The 18,924-nt window shown below is 35.1% G+C and carries 13 protein-coding genes; 5 read left to right on the top strand and 8 right to left on the bottom strand.

Going from position 1 to position 18,924, the window contains the following annotated elements:
- Positions 1-309: 309 nt before the first annotated feature.
- Positions 310-2,655: a TonB-dependent receptor gene (locus ACPUVN_RS01385; RefSeq protein WP_426358363.1), complete on the top strand. Its 2,346-nt coding sequence runs from the start codon at positions 310-312 to the stop codon at positions 2,653-2,655.
- Between the two features lie 14 nt (positions 2,656-2,669).
- Positions 2,670-3,896: a dipeptidase gene (locus ACPUVN_RS01390; RefSeq protein ID WP_426358362.1), complete on the top strand. Its 1,227-nt coding sequence runs from the start codon at positions 2,670-2,672 to the stop codon at positions 3,894-3,896.
- Positions 3,897-4,052: 156 nt separating this feature from the next.
- Here ACPUVN_RS01390 and radA read toward each other — a convergent pair whose 3' ends face one another.
- Positions 4,053-5,432: a DNA repair protein RadA gene (gene radA / locus ACPUVN_RS01395; RefSeq protein ID WP_426358361.1), complete on the bottom strand. Its 1,380-nt coding sequence runs from the start codon at positions 5,430-5,432 to the stop codon at positions 4,053-4,055.
- A gap of 599 nt (positions 5,433-6,031) precedes the next feature.
- Between radA and ACPUVN_RS01400 the strand changes: the two genes are divergently transcribed.
- Positions 6,032-8,485 carry a PilZ domain-containing protein gene (locus ACPUVN_RS01400; protein WP_426369814.1) on the top strand — a complete coding sequence of 818 codons (2,454 nt, stop codon included), beginning with the start codon at positions 6,032-6,034 and terminating at the stop codon, positions 8,483-8,485.
- 84 nt (positions 8,486-8,569) lie between these two features.
- Here ACPUVN_RS01400 and serB read toward each other — a convergent pair whose 3' ends face one another.
- Complete coding sequence (gene serB / locus ACPUVN_RS01405) at positions 8,570-9,625, bottom strand: phosphoserine phosphatase SerB (protein ID WP_426358359.1); 1,056 nt, start codon at positions 9,623-9,625, stop codon at positions 8,570-8,572.
- A 295-nt stretch (positions 9,626-9,920) separates the two neighbouring features.
- On the opposite strand from serB, the gene ACPUVN_RS01410 reads away from it, so the two are divergent.
- Positions 9,921-10,529 carry an AhpA/YtjB family protein gene (locus tag ACPUVN_RS01410; protein WP_426358358.1) on the top strand — a complete coding sequence of 203 codons (609 nt, stop codon included), beginning with the start codon at positions 9,921-9,923 and terminating at the stop codon, positions 10,527-10,529.
- On the opposite strand, the gene ACPUVN_RS01415 is transcribed toward ACPUVN_RS01410, so the two are convergent.
- The 5 genes from ACPUVN_RS01415 to ACPUVN_RS01435 form a co-directional block, all read right to left on the bottom strand.
- Positions 10,512-11,420, bottom strand: coding sequence for a TatD family hydrolase (locus ACPUVN_RS01415; RefSeq protein ID WP_426358357.1), 909 nt, complete (start codon positions 11,418-11,420; stop codon positions 10,512-10,514). The two genes, ACPUVN_RS01410 and ACPUVN_RS01415, sit on opposite strands and share 18 nt — an antisense overlap.
- 60 nt (positions 11,421-11,480) lie before the next feature.
- Positions 11,481-13,250 (bottom strand): arginine--tRNA ligase, encoded by a 1,770-nt coding sequence (gene argS, locus ACPUVN_RS01420; protein ID WP_426369815.1) that lies wholly within the window; start codon positions 13,248-13,250, stop codon positions 11,481-11,483.
- Between the two features lie 241 nt (positions 13,251-13,491).
- On the bottom strand, positions 13,492-15,072 hold the full coding sequence (gene prfC, locus ACPUVN_RS01425) for a peptide chain release factor 3 (RefSeq protein WP_426358355.1): 1,581 nt from the start codon (positions 15,070-15,072) through the stop codon (positions 13,492-13,494).
- Between the two features lie 326 nt (positions 15,073-15,398).
- Entirely contained in the window at positions 15,399-15,533 is a 135-nt protein-coding gene (locus ACPUVN_RS01430) for a hypothetical protein (protein WP_426369816.1), read from the bottom strand.
- Positions 15,534-15,604: 71 nt separating this feature from the next.
- Positions 15,605-15,826, bottom strand: coding sequence for a hypothetical protein (locus ACPUVN_RS01435; protein WP_426358353.1), 222 nt, complete (start codon positions 15,824-15,826; stop codon positions 15,605-15,607).
- A 102-nt stretch (positions 15,827-15,928) separates the two neighbouring features.
- Between ACPUVN_RS01435 and tnpA the strand changes: the two genes are divergently transcribed.
- On the top strand, positions 15,929-16,372 hold the full coding sequence (gene tnpA, locus ACPUVN_RS01440) for an IS200/IS605 family transposase (RefSeq protein WP_426357702.1): 444 nt from the start codon (positions 15,929-15,931) through the stop codon (positions 16,370-16,372).
- Positions 16,373-16,696: 324 nt separating this feature from the next.
- On the opposite strand, the gene mnmC is transcribed toward tnpA, so the two are convergent.
- Entirely contained in the window at positions 16,697-18,760 is a 2,064-nt protein-coding gene (gene mnmC / locus ACPUVN_RS01445) for a bifunctional tRNA (5-methylaminomethyl-2-thiouridine)(34)-methyltransferase MnmD/FAD-dependent 5-carboxymethylaminomethyl-2-thiouridine(34) oxidoreductase MnmC (RefSeq protein ID WP_426369817.1), read from the bottom strand.
- Positions 18,761-18,924 lie beyond the last annotated feature (164 nt).

Below are 18,924 nucleotides of genomic sequence, written 5' to 3' on the forward strand. Positions count from 1 at the left end.
TTAAGTTAATTAAGATTAAGTGACATGTTCACAAACGGATAAGGCTACCTAATTAGGTAGCCTTTTTTTTTACAGATTAAAATGTAACTCACTGCTAGCGCTAATGAATTTTATAAACTTATTATGAAGTAAATTAATTATTTTTATTTTTTTTGATAAATTTCATACTAGCCCTTTAACTATAATCGATATAGTTTTTTTCACCTCACACATCAAAATTTATCAATTATGTTTGCTATCTCAATGCTTTATTTTAAGTCATATAAATGGACTTCAACTCTTCAATGATAAAACATAAAAGGTATTCGAATGAATTTATTCAGCTTTAAGGTAACTAAACTTTCACTTGTTCTATGTGCGGCACTATCGAGTCAGAGTCAGATAGTTAAAGCTCAGGAAAACGAGATAAACAGTGAGGCTGAGTTAACCATTGAAAAAATAGAAGTCGTTGGCCGAAGAATTTCTCAAAACGATCTCGCTATCGGTGTAGATAAAACTACCAATACAGTAGCCGTTACACGTGAAGAATTATTATCTTCTCCTGCGGGTATCTCAGGTTTGAAAATGTTAGAGAGTTTACCTGGTTTTAATGTAACAACAGATGGCGCTCTTGGACTTTATGAATTTGGTAATTCAGTGCAAGTAAGAGCATTTAACTTATCACAAATGGGCTTTGTATTAGATGGCATTCCCATGGGGCGTTCAGATGCCTTTGGTGGTAGTCCTATTTTTCGATATGTAGACAATGAAAACTTAGGTTCAGTAGTTGCTTCACCTGGCGCTGGAGATGTATCAGCACCAAGCTATTCTTCTTTAGGGCCTATCGCAGCATACTCAACTGTGAATCCTTCTGATGAGATGGGAGGTTTGATGTCAGTAACCATCGGTGATGACAATTTACAACGAACCTTTGTCAAATTAGAAACTGGGAAAGTAGGAGGTTTTAGTGCTTACTTTAGTCGTTCAAAAACTGATAGTGACTTATGGCGAGGCCCTGGAACAATAGATAGAGAGCATATTGAAGCAAAAGCACTTTATGAGTTCGGTGATACTTGGCATGTTAAAGCTACATTAGTCGCAAATGATTTCTTTGATTATGATTCTCCTTCAGCACCAGCATCTGTTTTTGAAGATAACTATGATTATGGGTATTTACCTTCTATTCCTGATGGTTGTATAGGTTCAGAGCCAGATGTCTACGATTTTAATCAAGATGGTAGTATCGATGGAAATGACTTTACTCCTGTTTTTACTGGAAGTAATTGTACGCAGTATTTTGAAGACAGAATAAATATTCGAAATGATAAATTATATTCTTTGCAAGTAGGTGGAGATATTAGTGAAAACTTATCTTTCAAAGGAACATATTATTACGAAGATAAAGATGGTTATGGTGTTTCACCTGATACTTATTCAAATACATTAGGCATATATAATCGACAACTATCAGCTGGATTAGATGTTGTTCACCCTCGAGGTGTTCAATATGGATTATCAGGCGTTGGAGGTATTCGTAAAGGATATGTGGCAGATTTTATTTATCACTTAGGTCAACATGTAATAAGTGCTGGTATATGGAGTGAAGATGATAAATATACTCGAACACAGCAAAGGTTAAATAAGGAATCAGGTAGCGCTGATGGTGCTATTTTATCTGATGAGGTTGCTTATTATAGAAGACATTACACATCAATACGTAATACGACTCAACTTTACATCAAAGATAGCATCAACTTGATGGACGATATGTTAACTCTAGAGATTGGCGTTAAGTCACTTCAAATTGATTATAGTATAGATGGGTACAGAGACTTTAATGATTATGAAATAGCTGGCGGACCAGGATACGGACCACAGTATAGAGAAGCTGAATATAAAGATCATTTTTTACCAATGATTGGTGTTGTTTATGCTTTAAATAGCGATGATCAAGTTTTTGCATCATATGCTCAAAACTACGCTTTACCTGCAGGAACAGATGATATTTTTGATAATGCTATTAGTTTTGATGCTAAGCAACCCGATGGTGAAGAGTCTGATAATTATGAGGTTGGCTACCGTACTAACCAAGAAGAATTTAACGCTGCAGTCGCATTATTTTATACGAACTTTGATAATAGACTATTTGAAAGCAATGTTATTAACCCATCAACAGGGCAGCCCGAAGGCTTTTATTTAAATGGTGGTTCATCAGAAGCTTATGGTGTCGAATTAACAGGAGTGTTTCAGCCTGAAGTCTTTAACAAAGAACTCTATTTCAATACCAATCTTTCATACAAAAAAGCCACACTTAAAGATGGTTTTGGCAGTAACCCTGCAGGTAGCCAATTAGCAGACAGTCCAGAATGGTTATTTACAGGAGGGGTTACTTATGAACCAACAAGTTGGTTTGTTGCTAACGTCTCAGCTAAATATACAAGTTCGCGCTTTACTGACTATGGTGAAGCTATTGAATTAGATAGTTATACCGTTGTCAGTGCTTATCTTGATATAGGCGGTGAAAATGACTTTGGTATGCCAGATAACATGAGTATAAGGTTAAATGTAGATAATTTATTTAATAAAGAGGTACTTTCTTTTGCATTTACAGGGACTAACTTTTATCGCCCATTAAACCCTAGAACAGTTCAAGCCTCTCTTACGATTGATTTTTAATTAAGGAACAATAAATGTTGAAAAAAATATCTTTGGCGCTAATTAGTTCTTTCCTATGTGTGAGTAGCCAAGCTGAAAGTGATAATGTTTTCCATAATAGCCTAATGGTTTTAGATACTCACCTTGATACACCTGCGCTACTCGTCCGCCCTGGTTTTGATATTATGGAATCACACAGCCACGATAAAGACTTTTCTCAAGTTGATATACCACGAATGGAAAAAGGTGGGTTAGATGGTGGGTTTTGGGTTATTTATACACCGCAAGGTCCGTTGACTAAAGAGGGTTATCAAAGTAATCGTGATACAGCATTACTTAGATCTATGGCTATTCATAACATGGTAGAAAAACACTCTGATACCTTCGAGTTGGCTACTCTTGCTGAAGATGGACCGAGGATACATAAATCAGGTAAAAAAGTGGTTTATATCAGTATGGAAAACGCATACCCATTGGGTGAGGACATTAGTTTATTAACGACATTTTATAAAATGGGTTTACGGATGATGGGGCCGGTTCATTTTAAAAACAATCAGTTTGGAGATAGTTCAACCGATCCTGATGGACCTAAATGGGGAGGTTTATCTCCGTTAGGGAAAGAGTTAGTGAAAGAAGCTAACCGTTTGGGGATCGTATTAGACGGTTCTCATGGGCACGATGCTCTAGTGGTTGATTTAATAGAACAGTCGAAGACACCTATTATTTTGTCTCATACTGGAACAAAGGCCATATATGACCATCCTCGTAATATTGACGATAAGTTATTAAGGAAGTTAGCCAAAAGTGGTGGTGTTATTCATGTAAATGCTTATAGCTCTTACTTAAAAAAGCTTCCACAAGATCCCAGCCGAAAAATAGCTTATGGTAAATTGTTTAAGTTGGTTGCTAATAAGTCATCAACGTTTAGTGCAAAGGAATGGCAAGAAGTGAATCAGAAGCGTTACGCTATTGATCAAGAACATCCTGAAGTTAAAGCAACTTTTGACGACTATATGGAACACTTTCTTCATATTCTAAAAATTGCTGGGCCAAAACATGTTGGCGTAGGGGCTGATTGGGATGGTGGTGGTGGTGTCGTGAAAATGATGGATATTGTTACTTTGCCTTTAATTACCCAACGATTGATAGATGAAGGTTATAGTAAGCAGGATTTGGCAGATATTTGGGGGGAGAATGCATTAAGGCTAATAAAAAATGCTCAAGAGTATGCTGAAAACCTTAATAAAAATAATGCAGGTTAATGATTAAGTAATATTGGTTATAAAATTAAACGTTATTGATGATGACTTTATTATCTAATTAAAGTTAACAATCATAGCACTAAAACAATAAAGGCTGCCGCAGGGGAGCCTTTATTGTCTATAGTGTTAATTTGAGCTTATAGAGCCAAATAATATTTATTTTATTACTGTCAACAATTCATGAATGGTTTTAACTGGCGTTATCGTTGCACCTAAACCTTCCATCGACTTATGATAATTTCTAAAGGGAATAATTATTTGTGTAAAGCCATGTTGAGCAGCTTCTTTCACGCGCGGCACACCACTATCAATAGGGCGTACATCGCCATTCAAACTTAATTCACCCATAATACAAGTGCTTCTCGGTATAACAAAGTCATTCAAACTGCTAAGTAATGCTGTAACCAAAGCTAGATCAATACAAGTCTCAAGTTCGTCAATTTTTAAGCCACCAACAATATTGAAAAATGTGTCGTGAAATATTTTCGTTTTTGTATGTTTACGTAATATTCCCGTTAACATTTTTATACGATTCATATTTAAACCTACACAAACACGCTGAGGAAACTCAGCTTCTGTTTCTGTGGTTAAACATTGTATTTCTAATAATAGGTTTCGATTACCTTTTCGAATACAAGTAATTGCAGAACCTGGCGAGTCAGTCGTTGAACCCGATAAAAAGATCTCACTTGGGTTATCGACACTCAACATGCCTTTTTCGCACATCTTAAAAATACCCACGGTATCTATATCACCAAAGCGGTTTTTATTGGCTCTTAATGTACGTATTTGTCCGTCATTAGTATCAATATGTAATAATGCATCAACGATATGAACTAAGGTTTGTGGACCCGCTATTTCGTTGTTTTTATTCACGTGAGCAATAAGAAACATGGTGACATTATTTTGCTTACAATACTGAGTGAGTAACTGAGCAGCACTTTTTACTTGTGAAGGTGAACCAGGGCTACCATTAGCATTTTCAGTAACCACGGCTTGAATAGAATCGATTACGGCAAATTTTATTTTGTTGGCATCTAACTCTTGAATAATAGCTTCAACGCTTGTTTCAGAAAGCAAATATAGAGAATCTTCGTTATAGCTGAGTTTTAAGCGCTGTACACGGTTTTTAAACTGAGAGAGTGACTCTTCCGCAGTACAATAAAGAGAGGCGGTTGTTTTCGACATACGAGCAACAAGATCTGAAAGTAATGTGGTTTTACCTGCACCAGGATCGCCTGAAATAATATTAACTGAACCTGTTGTTACGCCACCACATAATACGCGATCAAGTTCACCTATACCTGTTAGATGCTTTTCTGCTTCAGTAGACTCTATTTCATTTATCTTTTTAGAACCACCGCCAACTCCACCAGCATAGCCTCCGCTATTACCCGTTGATTTTTTAGTGCTAGCAGCTGAAACCTTCATTTCGGTTATTGTATTCCAAGCGCCACATTTACATTGACCTTGCCAGCGAGAATGGTTCATTCCACAATCGGTACAAACAAATTCTATTTTTGATGGCTTTGCCATATTACTTTACCTATTTATTACAATGTTAAATGGTGAGAGTTTTGTTCAGATTGAGTTATATCAATATGTTTCATCATAATGTTAGTTATCATCTGATCTATACTTAATGTTATTCAACACAAGATACTCGTAGCATCGTCAAACTTCTGACTTCTTTGACTATAGATATTTACTATATAGCTAAAGTTGAATGGCTACTTTCGAAGAGCTACAGCAGATAAACAGGTGCTTTTTTATTTGCTATGTTTTCTAAGGCACGGAAATTGCTGTATTTTGTATATTGTTTCGTGCTATAAATTTATTCGAGTATTTTTATATAACATGAACTCGGAATATTGGGTTTGTAAGCTTTTGATTTATAATGCCTTACCCCTTAATTAATAGGGTTTAACTTATCTAGATGATTTTTTACCACCCTAATGTTGGTATTTAGTCCGTATACCAAGGAGTTTTTATGTACTAATAGCTGGCTATTAGCCATAAAAACAACGACGGTAGGTGGTTAAATAACAATGTTAGGCATAATCGCTTATCCCGAGTTCAGGTTATATAACTTATATACCGAATTGTTACTGCTTTTTAACTGATATACAAACTCAATGACTAATAATTTTACTAAGTATAAAAAAATAATAGATTATTTTCGTGGAGAAGTGGCGAGTAAAGACTTTGAAACTAAGTTTGCTGCCAAATCTACTCAAATCCCTAAAAGTGAACGTTTCCTCCTAAAAATGGAGCTTAAACGTTTAGCTGCTCCTTGTTCACGTTTAGTTGATTTACGTGGTCTAGTTGATGGTGAATGTAAGCCATTTCAACATGAAGAACGCACGCATTTTTTAGATGATGTTGCCATTAAAGTGTTTAATGAAAATATTACGTTATATGGTATCTACACTGTAGGTGTTTACGAAGCGATAACGAATACTGATAATAATTTTAGGGTGATATATCAAAAAGAAAAAGCGGGTATAAAACCTATCTTAGATAAAAAACCTAAAGTACAAAAGGTTTTCGAAAAATCACAATATCCAGCGAAGTTATATAAATTTGGTGAATATCATAATCGTTCAGAAGAACGTATGAATTTTTCCATTACGTTATTAGTGACGAGCCAAGAAGGTAAAGTTGAGTGTCATAGCTCTGATATCAGCGTTAATGGCTGTAGATTTAGATTGCCTAGCACAACAAAAATGCAAATTGGGCAAATCATCTCTATCCGGTTTTTAGGCTTAGAAGAAGAGTTCGAATTTGGCTCGTCAGATATTTTTAACTACGAAGTTAAAAATATTCAACTTGTTGATACTCTTCAACTAGTGGGTGTGAAAAGAGTTTATGATGAAGATTACAAACGTGACGGCTTTAAACAGTTTTTATCAGGTTTTATTCAAGGAAATAAAAGACGCTATAAAATAAATTTAGATAATACTATTTCGGCTTTGCTTACTCGAAACTTTGAACAATATGTATTACCTAAATCGAATGAACTACCTGTTTTCCTTTCAGGTGAAGATGAATCTCTTCGTCCAAAATATGCTTTAACGTGTTTAAATAATCATAAAATATTTGAATATTGGCAAGATGAATGTAAAAACTCTACGCTGCATTTCTTAATTACCCCAGACAGAATCAAACGTTTGAAAAAAGCATTTGTTTTGGGTAAATCATTACTTGTGTATAGCTTTATTCATCATAGCCAAGGTAAATCTTATTTTTATAGTGCAGATGAAGAACAGCTAAAAGACGACCAAGATTTTATGGCTGAGTTTCTTGGCTTTGCTGCCAATAAAGCCGACTTTGCTATTACAACGTTAACGCTTTCAGATGTTAAAAAAGATAAAGTTGATTCGTTTTATACCTTATCGGATTCATTAACGAAGAAGAATCAATATTTAAACCTGCCTGTTAGTGAAGAGAATCTACAAAAAATTGATGAACTTACCTATTTGGTTGTGGTAAATGATATTACTAATGCGAACTCAACCACTATTTACCAAGCTTTTCCTGCAGACAACATCAATGCATCTAAAATAAAAGCTTTTGGTCATAAGCGTATTAATACTCCTCGTACGGTTGAAGAAATAGGTATTAATTATCAAAATCATAGACAAGAGTCTCGCTTCAAGTTTCAAACGGATGTTGATGTAACCAATAACGAATTAACTTTGCCTGCCCAATCTCTTGATTTTTCAGCGTCAGGACTAAAATTAGAGTTTGATGAAGCAACGGTTTTAAATAAAGGCGATGTCGTTCATTTATCCTTTACAAACCTACAGAAAATCACTTCGTTATTTGATCTAAAATCTTTACCGTATGTGATTGTTAGAATAAATGAAAAGAAAACAATTATTAATCTTAGAGTTCAAATCGATAAGCATAAGCATATCGGCAAAGCCTTTTTTAAAGCGCTTATTGAAAAGAACAAAGATAAATTAACACCCGATGAATATGCCTCTATGGTGCAGGGACTTGTTAAGCCACTGCGCAATATTTATAGCAGTAGTTTAAGTATCCCTAACTTAATTATACAAACTAGCGGCAGTAGATATAAATTTGAAGCTCTTGGTTGTGCTCAAGAATATGGCAAGTTGATGCCTACCATGCGCGAGTTGAGCGACAAAGTAGGGCACTATAATTTATATCCTGTGCTAAGTAATTTAAGCATGACCAATGATTTAATGCTGAATTTAAAGAAAATGCACGCTACTGATGAACCTATTAGTAAAGTTTTGTATGTTGCTGTTAATCCTGATGCTGAAAATATAGAAGATCGTGTTATTACCAAGATCACTTCAGAATTAAATACGTTAAAACTACAGAATTTGTTTATGAAAGGGGCTTTAAGAAGAGGGCATTTCTTATGTTTACAATTAAAGCTTTCTAGAACAAACGTGCCTGACATGGATTACCTGAACCCAGAACTAAGCTATATAAGTTCATATGCGATACATAGAGGTAAACAAGTAGAGCAAGAGGTGTGGAATGTTGCTGGTGTTGTTCAGGTTCTTGATATTACACAAGAAGCCATGATGAGAATTAAACTAGGTATAAAATAAAACGAGCTATAAAATATGAACGCGAGAAGGTTAACTTCTCGCGTTCAGGTAAGTGACTTAAATCACTTAAGTAATTTAAATCATTTAAGCTAACCAATGGATCATACAATCTAAACCAGAGGTATTAATCGCTGTATCCGCTTTTGCTTTTACGATAGATTTTGCATGAAAGGCAATACCTAAGTTAGCGGCTTCCATCATAACTAAATCGTTAGCACCATCGCCCATAGCAACCGTTTGCTGATGAGGAATATTGTACTCATTACTTAATAACGTTAAACATTCAGCTTTAACATTGGCATCAACAACTCTGCCCAAAACTTTACCTGTTAACTTACCGTCAATAATTTCTAATGTATTTGCAAAAGCGGCATCTAACGAAAGCATGTCTTTTAAATGATCGGCAAAGTAAGTAAAACCACCTGATGCAATAGCTACACGCCATTGATGCTTTTTCAATTCAGTAATTAAGGTCTCTAAACCCATCATCAAAGGAATATCTTTAGCTACGTCAGCCAGAATCTGTTCTGAGGCATTTTCTAAAGTAGCAACACGTTGGTATAAACTTTCAGAGAAATCTAACTGACCTTGCATTGCGAGCTCTGTAACCGCTGAAACTTGCTCACCTACACCAGCTAATATGGCTATTTCATCAATACACTCAATTTCTATTGTGGTTGAATCCATATCCATCACTAATAGCCCTGGAGTTTCTAGTTTAGGAGCATTTAATAAAATAGCCGCTTCGATATTATTCGCTTCAGCAAATGAAATGAGTTTTTGTCGAGCTACGCTGATTTCGTCTACAGAAATAGCAAAGCGATAACTTATTAAGTTATTTCTATGGTTAATTGCTATTAATGCATTTAATGAAAGGTCACACGCTAAAGTTAACTCTGAAAATAGGGCAATAGATATATCACTAAAAACCACTAATTCAGTTGAGTTACCTACGTTAGCGCTAGGTGATGATTGCTCCACAGTACTAGCGATAGAAGTATCACATAAACAGTTATCATCGATGGTGAAATTATTTGCTGTTAACGCCACGCTAAATGGAAAAGAACTTACTGTTTGAGCGGGTAATATTACTTGTGAAAGAGAAAATGAATTAATGGTTTCTAAGGTAAATTTCTGCACGTTATTAGTCACTTTTAAAGCCTACTTTGTATTGATATCTACCTTATATTCATCACTTGCCAATTGATTAATTAGACTGAGTAAATAAGAGGTTAGATATTATCTAGTTTATTTAGCGTTTTGTTTAATACTATTATCTCGTCATTAGCACTTAATTATTTATTCATTTACTTATAAATAAGGTAAATATTGCGAAAAATGGTATCCATCGATAAAAAGATGTTCTCTAGTTATTTTAAATACATCAAGAACCCTCTATAGTGTATCCATAGAGAAGCCAATATCATAGAGGATTATGGAAACATCTAATCTGCCTTTATACCCTAAATTATCACCTATTTATAATAAATTAATACAATTAGCTATAGCGATTGTGTTGATTATTGTTTTACTGAACTTGTGGGTAACAAGTAATGCGCATTCTGAAAAGACCATTCATAACCATTTTTATACTTTAGCTGAGCAACATTTGGAGCAAGCTATATCTGGCGTATTGTCATTAGAACTTATTGATAATAAAGATGAACTTGAGAAATATATCGATAGTGTAGCTCGTGCTGATTGGGTTTACGATGCACATGTTTATGATGCTACAGGTAAAACCTTAGCCGTGTCAGGTAGTGATGCGAGTATAAAAGATGTTTATGGTATTACGCTAAATAAGAGTAATAAAAGTGACGAATATATCCCTTTTATTCAAGAGATTCGTACAGACGAATTGATTGGCTTTATGAGAATAACAGTGAAAAAGAGTTATTTTATTGATGATCTTTATAGTACTAATTACGATAATCATGCGATGTTAAGATTAATGATAGTGATGTCTGTTTTTATCGGATTTTTACTAACAAGAGGTTTAAATCGTTTCAGTCGTCAAGGTTTTAGACTACCTGTTGAAAAATAACCTATCTATATTATTTTCAATTGTTTGAGTGATATCGGCTAAACTCTCAGGTCGAATGTCATTTAAACAGTTTGCAATATTAACTAACTGAAGTGGCGAGTTATCTTCTCCCTGAAAGCCCTGTAAAGGCATACTTGGCGCATCGGTTTCTAATAATAGACTTTCTAACGGTAGCTTTTTAATCGCCTTAATGGTTTTCTGAGCTCTATCATAAGTAATTGTTCCGCCCACTCCTAATTTGAATCCTAAATCTACATAGCTTTTAGCTTGCTGATAACTACCTGAAAAAGCGTGAATAACGCCACCACTCTTTACCTTATACTTTTTCAATAACGGAATTATTAACTCGTGAGATCGACGATGATGAACAATAACAGGCAAGTTGTGCTGATCACTTAAATATAGGTGATGCTCAAAAAAAGCGATTTGCTGGTTTAAATTACTTTGCTCATCAGCAATAACTTTATCGAGCCCTGTTTCACCAATAGCGACAATATCTTCAGCATGTTGTGCAACCTTTAGCGATAAACTGTCTAAAGCACTTTCATCTAAGTTTTTCATAAACCAAGGATGAATACCTAAACAAGCAAATATTTGTGCACTTTTTGGGATAACACTTTCTTCGGTATTTTTATTTGTTGTCTTCTTGGAGGTCTTTTCTGATGAACTATCTAGCTGAGTATTAGAAGAGAGAAGGGGGAAAGCCGAGAATTGAGCTGTGTTTAACTTACTTAGATTTGATAAGTTTAAAACTTTATCCCAGTTATCAGGTGAAATAGCTGGGATAATAATTCTGTGTATACCTGATTGATAGCACTGCTTTAATAGTGACTCTAGTTCATGAGAAAAAGTATCAAAATCTAAATGGCAGTGGCTATCAGTTAATAACATAAGGCTAACCTTGTCGTCATCAGGGTGTTATTCATGTCGTTATTCAAACAATCAAACAGCTTACATTCTTTCCATTACTTCAATACCTAATATGTCTAGGCCTTTGTTCAAGGTTTTAGATACTAGGGCACATAAAGCTAAACGAGATTTTTTAACATCTTCGCTAATGTCGTCTTTTAAAATCGGACAAGCTTCATAAAAAGTCATGTATAAGCTTGCTAGCTCGTATAAGTAATTACAAAGTAAGTTAGGCGTACATTCTGAAATAACAGAATCAATCACTTCTTCAAGTTGTAAAATTTTCATGGCTAAAGCTTTTTCTTGTACTTCAACAAGGTTTAATTGCGAGTAATCTAGTTGATCAGCAGATACACCCGCTTTAGTAAATATACTTTGAATACGCGAGTAAGCATATTGTAAATAAGGCGCTGTAGCACCTTCAAAGCTCAACATAGTTTTCCAGTTGAAGATGTAATCGCTGGTTCTGTTTTTAGATAAATCCGCAAATTTAACTGCGCCAATACCCACCTTGCTTGAAATTTCTGCTAAAAACTCATCAGAAAAATCAGGATTCTTTTCTTTAATTAAAGCACTTGCACGAACGACTGCTTCATCAAGCAATTCCGCTAGTTTGATTGTTCCACCCGTACGTGTTTTAAACGGCTTACCGTCGTCACCCATCATCATACCAAACGGGCAATGATCGTAGCCTACGTTTTCTGGTAAAAATCCAGCTTTACGTGCTACGGTTTCAACCTGTTTAAAATGCAGTGATTGACGAGCATCGGTGAAGATAATAATACGGTCAGCTTTTAACTCGTTGCTACGGTATCTACAAGCTGATAAATCTGTAGTTGCGTATAAGTAACCACCACCAGATTTTTGAACGATAAATACAGAAGGCTCGCCATCTTTATTCGCCATTTCATTGATAAAAACAACTTTAGCGCCTTGGCTTTCTTCCGCGACTCCTTGAGCCATAAGTTCATCAATAACTTTTGGAAGATCAGGGTTGTAAGCACTTTCACCCATAATATCGTCACGTGTTAATGTTACGTTTAATTTTTTATAAATATCTTCACTGTGAGCAATAGAAATATCAATAAACTGTTGCCAAAGTACAGCACAATCAGCATCACCGCCTTGAAGTTTAACAACGTAATCACGTGCTCTGTCAGCAAAGCCATCTTCATCATCGAATCTTACTTTTGCTTCACGGTAGAAGTTTTCTAAATCAGCTAATGCTGTTTCTGCTACCTCTTCGCTTGCTAGTTTATCGCTTAGATGCGCTAACAACATACCAAATTGCGTACCCCAATCACCCATGTGATTTTGGCGTATAACTTTGTCACCACGAAACTCTAATGCACGAACTACAGCGTCACCAATAATAGTTGAACGTAAGTGACCTACGTGCATTTCTTTAGCTAAATTCGGCGCTGAGTAATCAACAACAACAGTTTGTTGCTTCTCGCCAGGTAAAGTACCGCGTTGAGTTACACCAAGGTTTTTATCGGTAGAGCTATTTGATAACTGCTCGCTTAACCAATTTTTGTTTAAATGAATATTAATAAAACCAGGACCAGCGAGTTCAAGCTTCTCAGCAATACCTTTACCAACCAATGCAGGTTCAAGCACTTCAACAACCTTAGTCGCTAATTCACGAGGATTAGTTTTCAGCTTCTTCGCCGCGCCCATCACACCGTTAGCTTGGTAGTCACCAAACTGTGGTTTAGTTGAAAGGCTAAGTGCAGGGTTAGTACCTTCTGGTAATCCTGCAGCTGTCATAGCGTCAGAAACGATTGCAGCAAGTAAGTTCTTAATATTCATTTTAATAAGCTCTGTTATTGTTGTTTGGTTTTATCTTTTAGTAAAACCAACTAGGTGCAATAAAAATCAAGTGAATTTTATATGCAATTAGTTAAAATTATTTGATTCAATCTATTTTATTTGGTTAAGTTGTTAGTTTTTTATCAAAGCATTTTATTATTTTTATGAGGAGCTTAGTTTACTAAGTGACAAATAAAAATAATAAAATAATGCCGAGAAAAAGTTAACAACGACACCAAATTTAGTGTTCACGTGTTTTATGGAATACTATATCTGGCGCTCGCTCTTGCGCCAAACTCAAATTAACCATAGTCGGCGCAATATACGTTAAGTTATCACCGCCATCTAACGCTAAGTTGTCATAAGCTTTCTTTCTAAACTGCTCTAACGTTCTTTCGTTATCACACGTACACCAGCGAGCTGTTGCTACACTGATTGGTTCATAAATCGCTTCAACTTTGTATTCTGTTTTTAAACGTTGAACTACTACTTCAAACTGAAGTACACCAACAGCACCAACGATTAAATCGTTTGAATTTAATGGTCTGAATACTTGCACCGCACCTTCTTCAGAAAGCTGAATTAAGCCTTTTTGAAGTTGCTTCATTTTAAGTGGATCACGTAAACGAATACGACGGAACATTTCAGGTGCGAAGTTAGGAATACCACTAAACTTCATATCTTCACCTGCAGTAAAGGTATCACCTATTTGAATGCTGCCATGGTTATGTAAACCAATAATGTCACCCGCATATGCTTGTTCAACATTTGATCTGTCGCCAGCCATAAAGGTAACCGCATCGGCAATTTTTACATCTTTACCAATACGTACTTGTTTCATCTTCATGCCTTTTTCATATTTGCCTGAACAAATACGCATGAATGCAATACGGTCACGATGTTTTGGATCCATATTGGCTTGGATTTTAAATACAAAGCCTGAGAATTTTTCTTCTTCAGCTCTCACTTCACGTGTTGATGCTTGACGTGGTAGTGGTTTAGGTGCCCATTTAGTTAATCCATCTAACATATGGTCAACGCCAAAGTTACCTAATGCTGTACCAAAAAATACAGGAGTAAGCTCGCCTTTTAAAAACTCTTCTAAATCAAATTCGTGCGATGCACCTTGAACAAGTTCAAGCTCTTCACGCAAATCTTGAGCATAGCTACCTAATACTTTATCTAGCTCTGGATTGTTTAATCCTTGGATCACACGTTTCTCTTGAATTGTATGACCTTGACCTGTTTGATAAAGGAAGGTTTCATTGGTTAATAAGTTATATACACCTTTAAATTCTTTACCCATGCCTATTGGCCAAGTAATAGGTGCACACTTAATTTTTAATACATCTTCAACTTCATCCATTACTTCCATAGGATCACGTACATCACGGTCCATTTTATTCATGAAAGTAATAATCGGAGTATCACGTAAGCGAGTAACTTCCATCAGCTTAATTGTTCGTGCTTCTACACCCTTAGCAACATCAATAACCATTAAACATGAGTCAACAGCGGTTAACGTGCGGTAAGTATCTTCTGAGAAATCTTCATGACCAGGAGTATCAAGTAGGTTTACTAAACACTTGTTGTAAGGGAATTGCATTACAGAGGTGGTAATTGAAATACCACGATCTTTCTCCATTTCCATCCAATCTGATTTTGCATGTTGTCCAGATTTCTTACCTTTTACCGTACCTGCTTTTTGTAAAGCTTGTCCGAAAAGTAATACTTTTTCAGTAATAGTTGTTTTACCCGCATCAGGGTGAGAAATGATAGCGAAGGTACGACGTAAATCGACTTCTTGCTGTTGTACAGACATGCAATTACCTACTGAAATATTTAGTTTAAAGGATGAAATTAAGCGCGCGATATTATACCGAAAAAGTAGCATGAAGAGCAGTATTAATATCTAGGAAAGCATTTTTTATTTTTAAAGAACCTAAGTTCTGAGTTATTAATTAGAATTTATAAGGTATTGAATGGGTAAAATAGCTGAAATCTTATATTTTTCGTTTAATCAGATCTCGAATGATAAAGCGAATCGGTGATAGGTTAAATAACGTTATTTACTTAGAAAGTAGGGCTTCCACAACAATCGTTATGGAAGGGTGAATAAGATGTTTTGAGCTGTATTTGATGCTGAAGTTACAAAACCTCAAAGGTAATATCGTCTACTAAAACACTACCTTCATAATAATTAATATGTGGTTCACCAAACATAAAATATTCAGGGTAGGCGCTATTATCTGACCAAATAGTATTGAAGAATTTATCTTGCATTATATCGATACAACCGGGGTCCATCTCTTTAGCTGTTTGATTATAATGATAAACACAGTTTCTTTTAAAATTTATTTTATCTGAAAATATTCACCAGACTCTGAATAAGGACCTTGATATTCGGCAGGATCAGTTCTCCATTTAGGAACCTCATTAAATGGAAAACCATTAAACCTTTCTTCATTTTTTTTAATAACGGACTCAGACGGTAGTATTTCAGTGCTGTAGTCTTTCTCAGCTTCTGAGCATCCTGTAGTCATTATTAAACCGATAACAAATAACTTATCTTTCATAAATAAAACACCTTATTTAACTAGCGAAGCGTAAATCTCGGGGGCTTGCCCCCGTGCTGGATAGTGTATACTGGGGGGACCCCAGTAAATGCTATTCTTCATATGGAACTTCAAAGAAATACACATCATGTCTTTAGATTAATGTACCACTTTGTGTGGATACCAAAGTATCGACACAAAGTCTTCATTGAACCTTATCGTTCAACAATGAAAGCAATTATTCAAAAAGTAGGATATGACTACGATATTGATATCGTAGAGTTAGAAATTCCGAGTGACCATATTCATATGGTTATTAGAGGGATCCCTAAACAGTCGCCAAGCGATGTTATGCAAATAATTAAAAGTATAACTGCTCGTGAGTTTTTTAGAATTTATCCTGAAATTAAAAAGCAGTATTTCTGGGGCGGTAAATTATGGACACAAAGCTTTTTTGTTGAAACGATTGGTAACGCAACAGAAGAAGTTATCAGGAAATATGTTCAAGAACAGTTAATCGAATTAGATGGTAAAGAAATTAATAGCGATCCACTGAACTTGTTTTGAAACTCGGTCGCTTGCGGCCGAGAATTTTATAAAATAACAGCAAGTAAATTATAAAAAAAATACCGTTAATTATAGGTATATCTAATAATTTAGTTCCTTAGTTTTATTTTATTACAGGTAGGCTTACCCTTATTAAGGAACAAAATATTTATAACAGTTTTTAGATATTTGTTCCAATGTTAAGGGAAGCTTTAACTGCTTTTATTGGAATAAACTTAACGTATTATTTTATTAAAATGAGTAACAGAGGCGAGGGATAAAGTTATTCAGTAAGTTAATAAAATCTTAGGGAGTTGGCTCTATCTCGCATACCTATTTTTTAGATTATATTTTTCGTTTAATCAGATCTCTGATCACAAAGCGGTTCGGTGATAGGTTAAATAACATTTTATTATTTACAGGGTAGGGTGTTCCGCAGATATCCGCAGTTAATATTTCTGCTGCAAGTGGTGCGCTACATAAACCTCTAGCACCTAGGCCTGTTAATACGTATAAATTATTTATTGTTGGAGTTGTTTGGTAAAATTTCCAATTTTTATCTTTTCTTAGATGAGCATAAGTTTTTACATGTTCTTTAATATTAGGCATTGCACCCACTAAGGGTAAGTGATCGGGTGTCATGCATCTTAATCGGGCTTTAGCAGAAGCAACATCAGTTATTGTCCAATCGGTTAATTCAGGCAAACATTTATTCAACATACCCAAGTTGTATTCATCACCAGTTGAGTTTGCCGTTATATCAAAACTATTTTTATCAAAGGTTGCTCCAATACAATGAATGTTTTTATGAGCGGGCGTTAAGTAACCTTTATGACAAATAACCGTTGAAAGTTTGCCAATAGCGGCATCACTTTTCATGCTTGTAATTTGCCCTCTAACTGATGTTAAAGGTAAGTCATTAATTGTATTAATATGTATAGAATCGGCACCGCCACATACAATAATAATATGTTCTTTTAGTTGTTTCTTTATTGCATTTTTAGTTGTGTTTAATTGCCAAGATTGGTCGAGGTTTTGTGTTAACGACTCAACCTTAACTGAGCTTTCTATTCTTAAGCGATTCGTAGCTTTTGCTGCTTCTAATAAAGCATGCACTAATTCTTGTGGGGCAATCCAGCCAGCTTCAGGCATAAATAAGCCGCCATACTGTAAAGGTAAGTTACTAATTTCTTGAGCTTGTTTCGCATTAACAGAGTGAATAAGGTTTTCAGGCCAAGCTTTTATTTCATCAAAAAGTGTTTGACGCTTCTCTAATGCCGCTTTGTAAGATATCTCTAATAAACCACACCATTGATGTGAGAAGTTAAAACCTTGCTCTAGTAATGAATGATATAAATGTAAAGCGCGCCAATAAGCGGCTTCGTAAAATTCACTAATATCATCTCTTTGTTGATGTAATAAAGGAAACAGAGCACCTATAGCATTACTTGATGCACCTTGAGCTACGCTATTATCTTTACAATACAAGGTAACCTTTACGCCTTGTGTTGTTAAATAATAAGCGGCACAAGCTGATGCAATACCGCCACCTATAATAGCTACATGTTGAGGTTTATTTATTCTTGGACGAGTTTGGTAGCCTTTGCCTATTGACTTTATTTGTTGATAAACAGCTTTTAAAACTTCTTTTTTTAAGCCTGATGTTTCAATCTTTTGTAATCTAAAACCTACTTCAATAAGCTGGCGTCTAACATGTCCAGCAATGGTAAAGGTAGATAGCGTTGATTGCTCTTTTGCTAATCTCGCTATTTGTGTGAATAACTCAAGGCTCCACATCTCAGGGTTCTTATTGGGAGAAAAACCATCTAAATACCAAGTATCTATCAAACCTTCTTTAGGTGATTTTAAAGCAGTATAAACTTCTGTCGCATCACCAATATAAAGCGTTAAACTTACTTTGTTATCAAAAAAACTAAAATATAAAAAGTTACTTTCAATGGCGTCAATATTTTCTGGGTATTGCTCAAGTAAAGGTTGATAAAACTCAGCTAAATGCGGAAAAAGTTGTAAAGATTTAGCGAGATCTTTTTTACTTAAAGGATATTTTTCAACACTAATAAAGTGAAGTTTTGTTACCGGTGAGTTTTTGGCTTGATGTTCTGTAGTCTTTTCTTTGTTTTTGGATAGGTCAATTTCTGACTGAACACCGCTGTTTGCTTGCTTGTATGCGTCTAAGGTTAATAAAAAGTTCAATCCAGTACCAAAACCTGTTTCAGCAATGGTAAATAAACTGTTATTATTTTTTAATCGGTCTACAATTTCATTCGCTTCAATAAAAATTGTTGTACTCTGCTCACAACCCGTTTTTCTGTCGAAATAAATATCGTCAAATTTTTTGGAGTAGGGCGCACCATTATCTTGAAATATAAGAGAAGTTTTTGAGTTCACTGAATTGTAGCGTCTTATTTAAATGAGTAGAAAACTGTATTATTTTAGCTTTTTTTGAATGTAATTGGTATCGAACTGTTATTCAATTGAAGAAATCAGTGTACAGGTGTACACTGAGCAGACCAGATGGCGAGTAATTATCTGTATGATAAGCTCGAATTTTT

Origin of the sequence: Pseudocolwellia antarctica (assembly GCF_049933045.1) — a bacterium.
In the GTDB taxonomy this organism is placed as follows: domain Bacteria; phylum Pseudomonadota; class Gammaproteobacteria; order Enterobacterales; family Alteromonadaceae; genus Pseudocolwellia.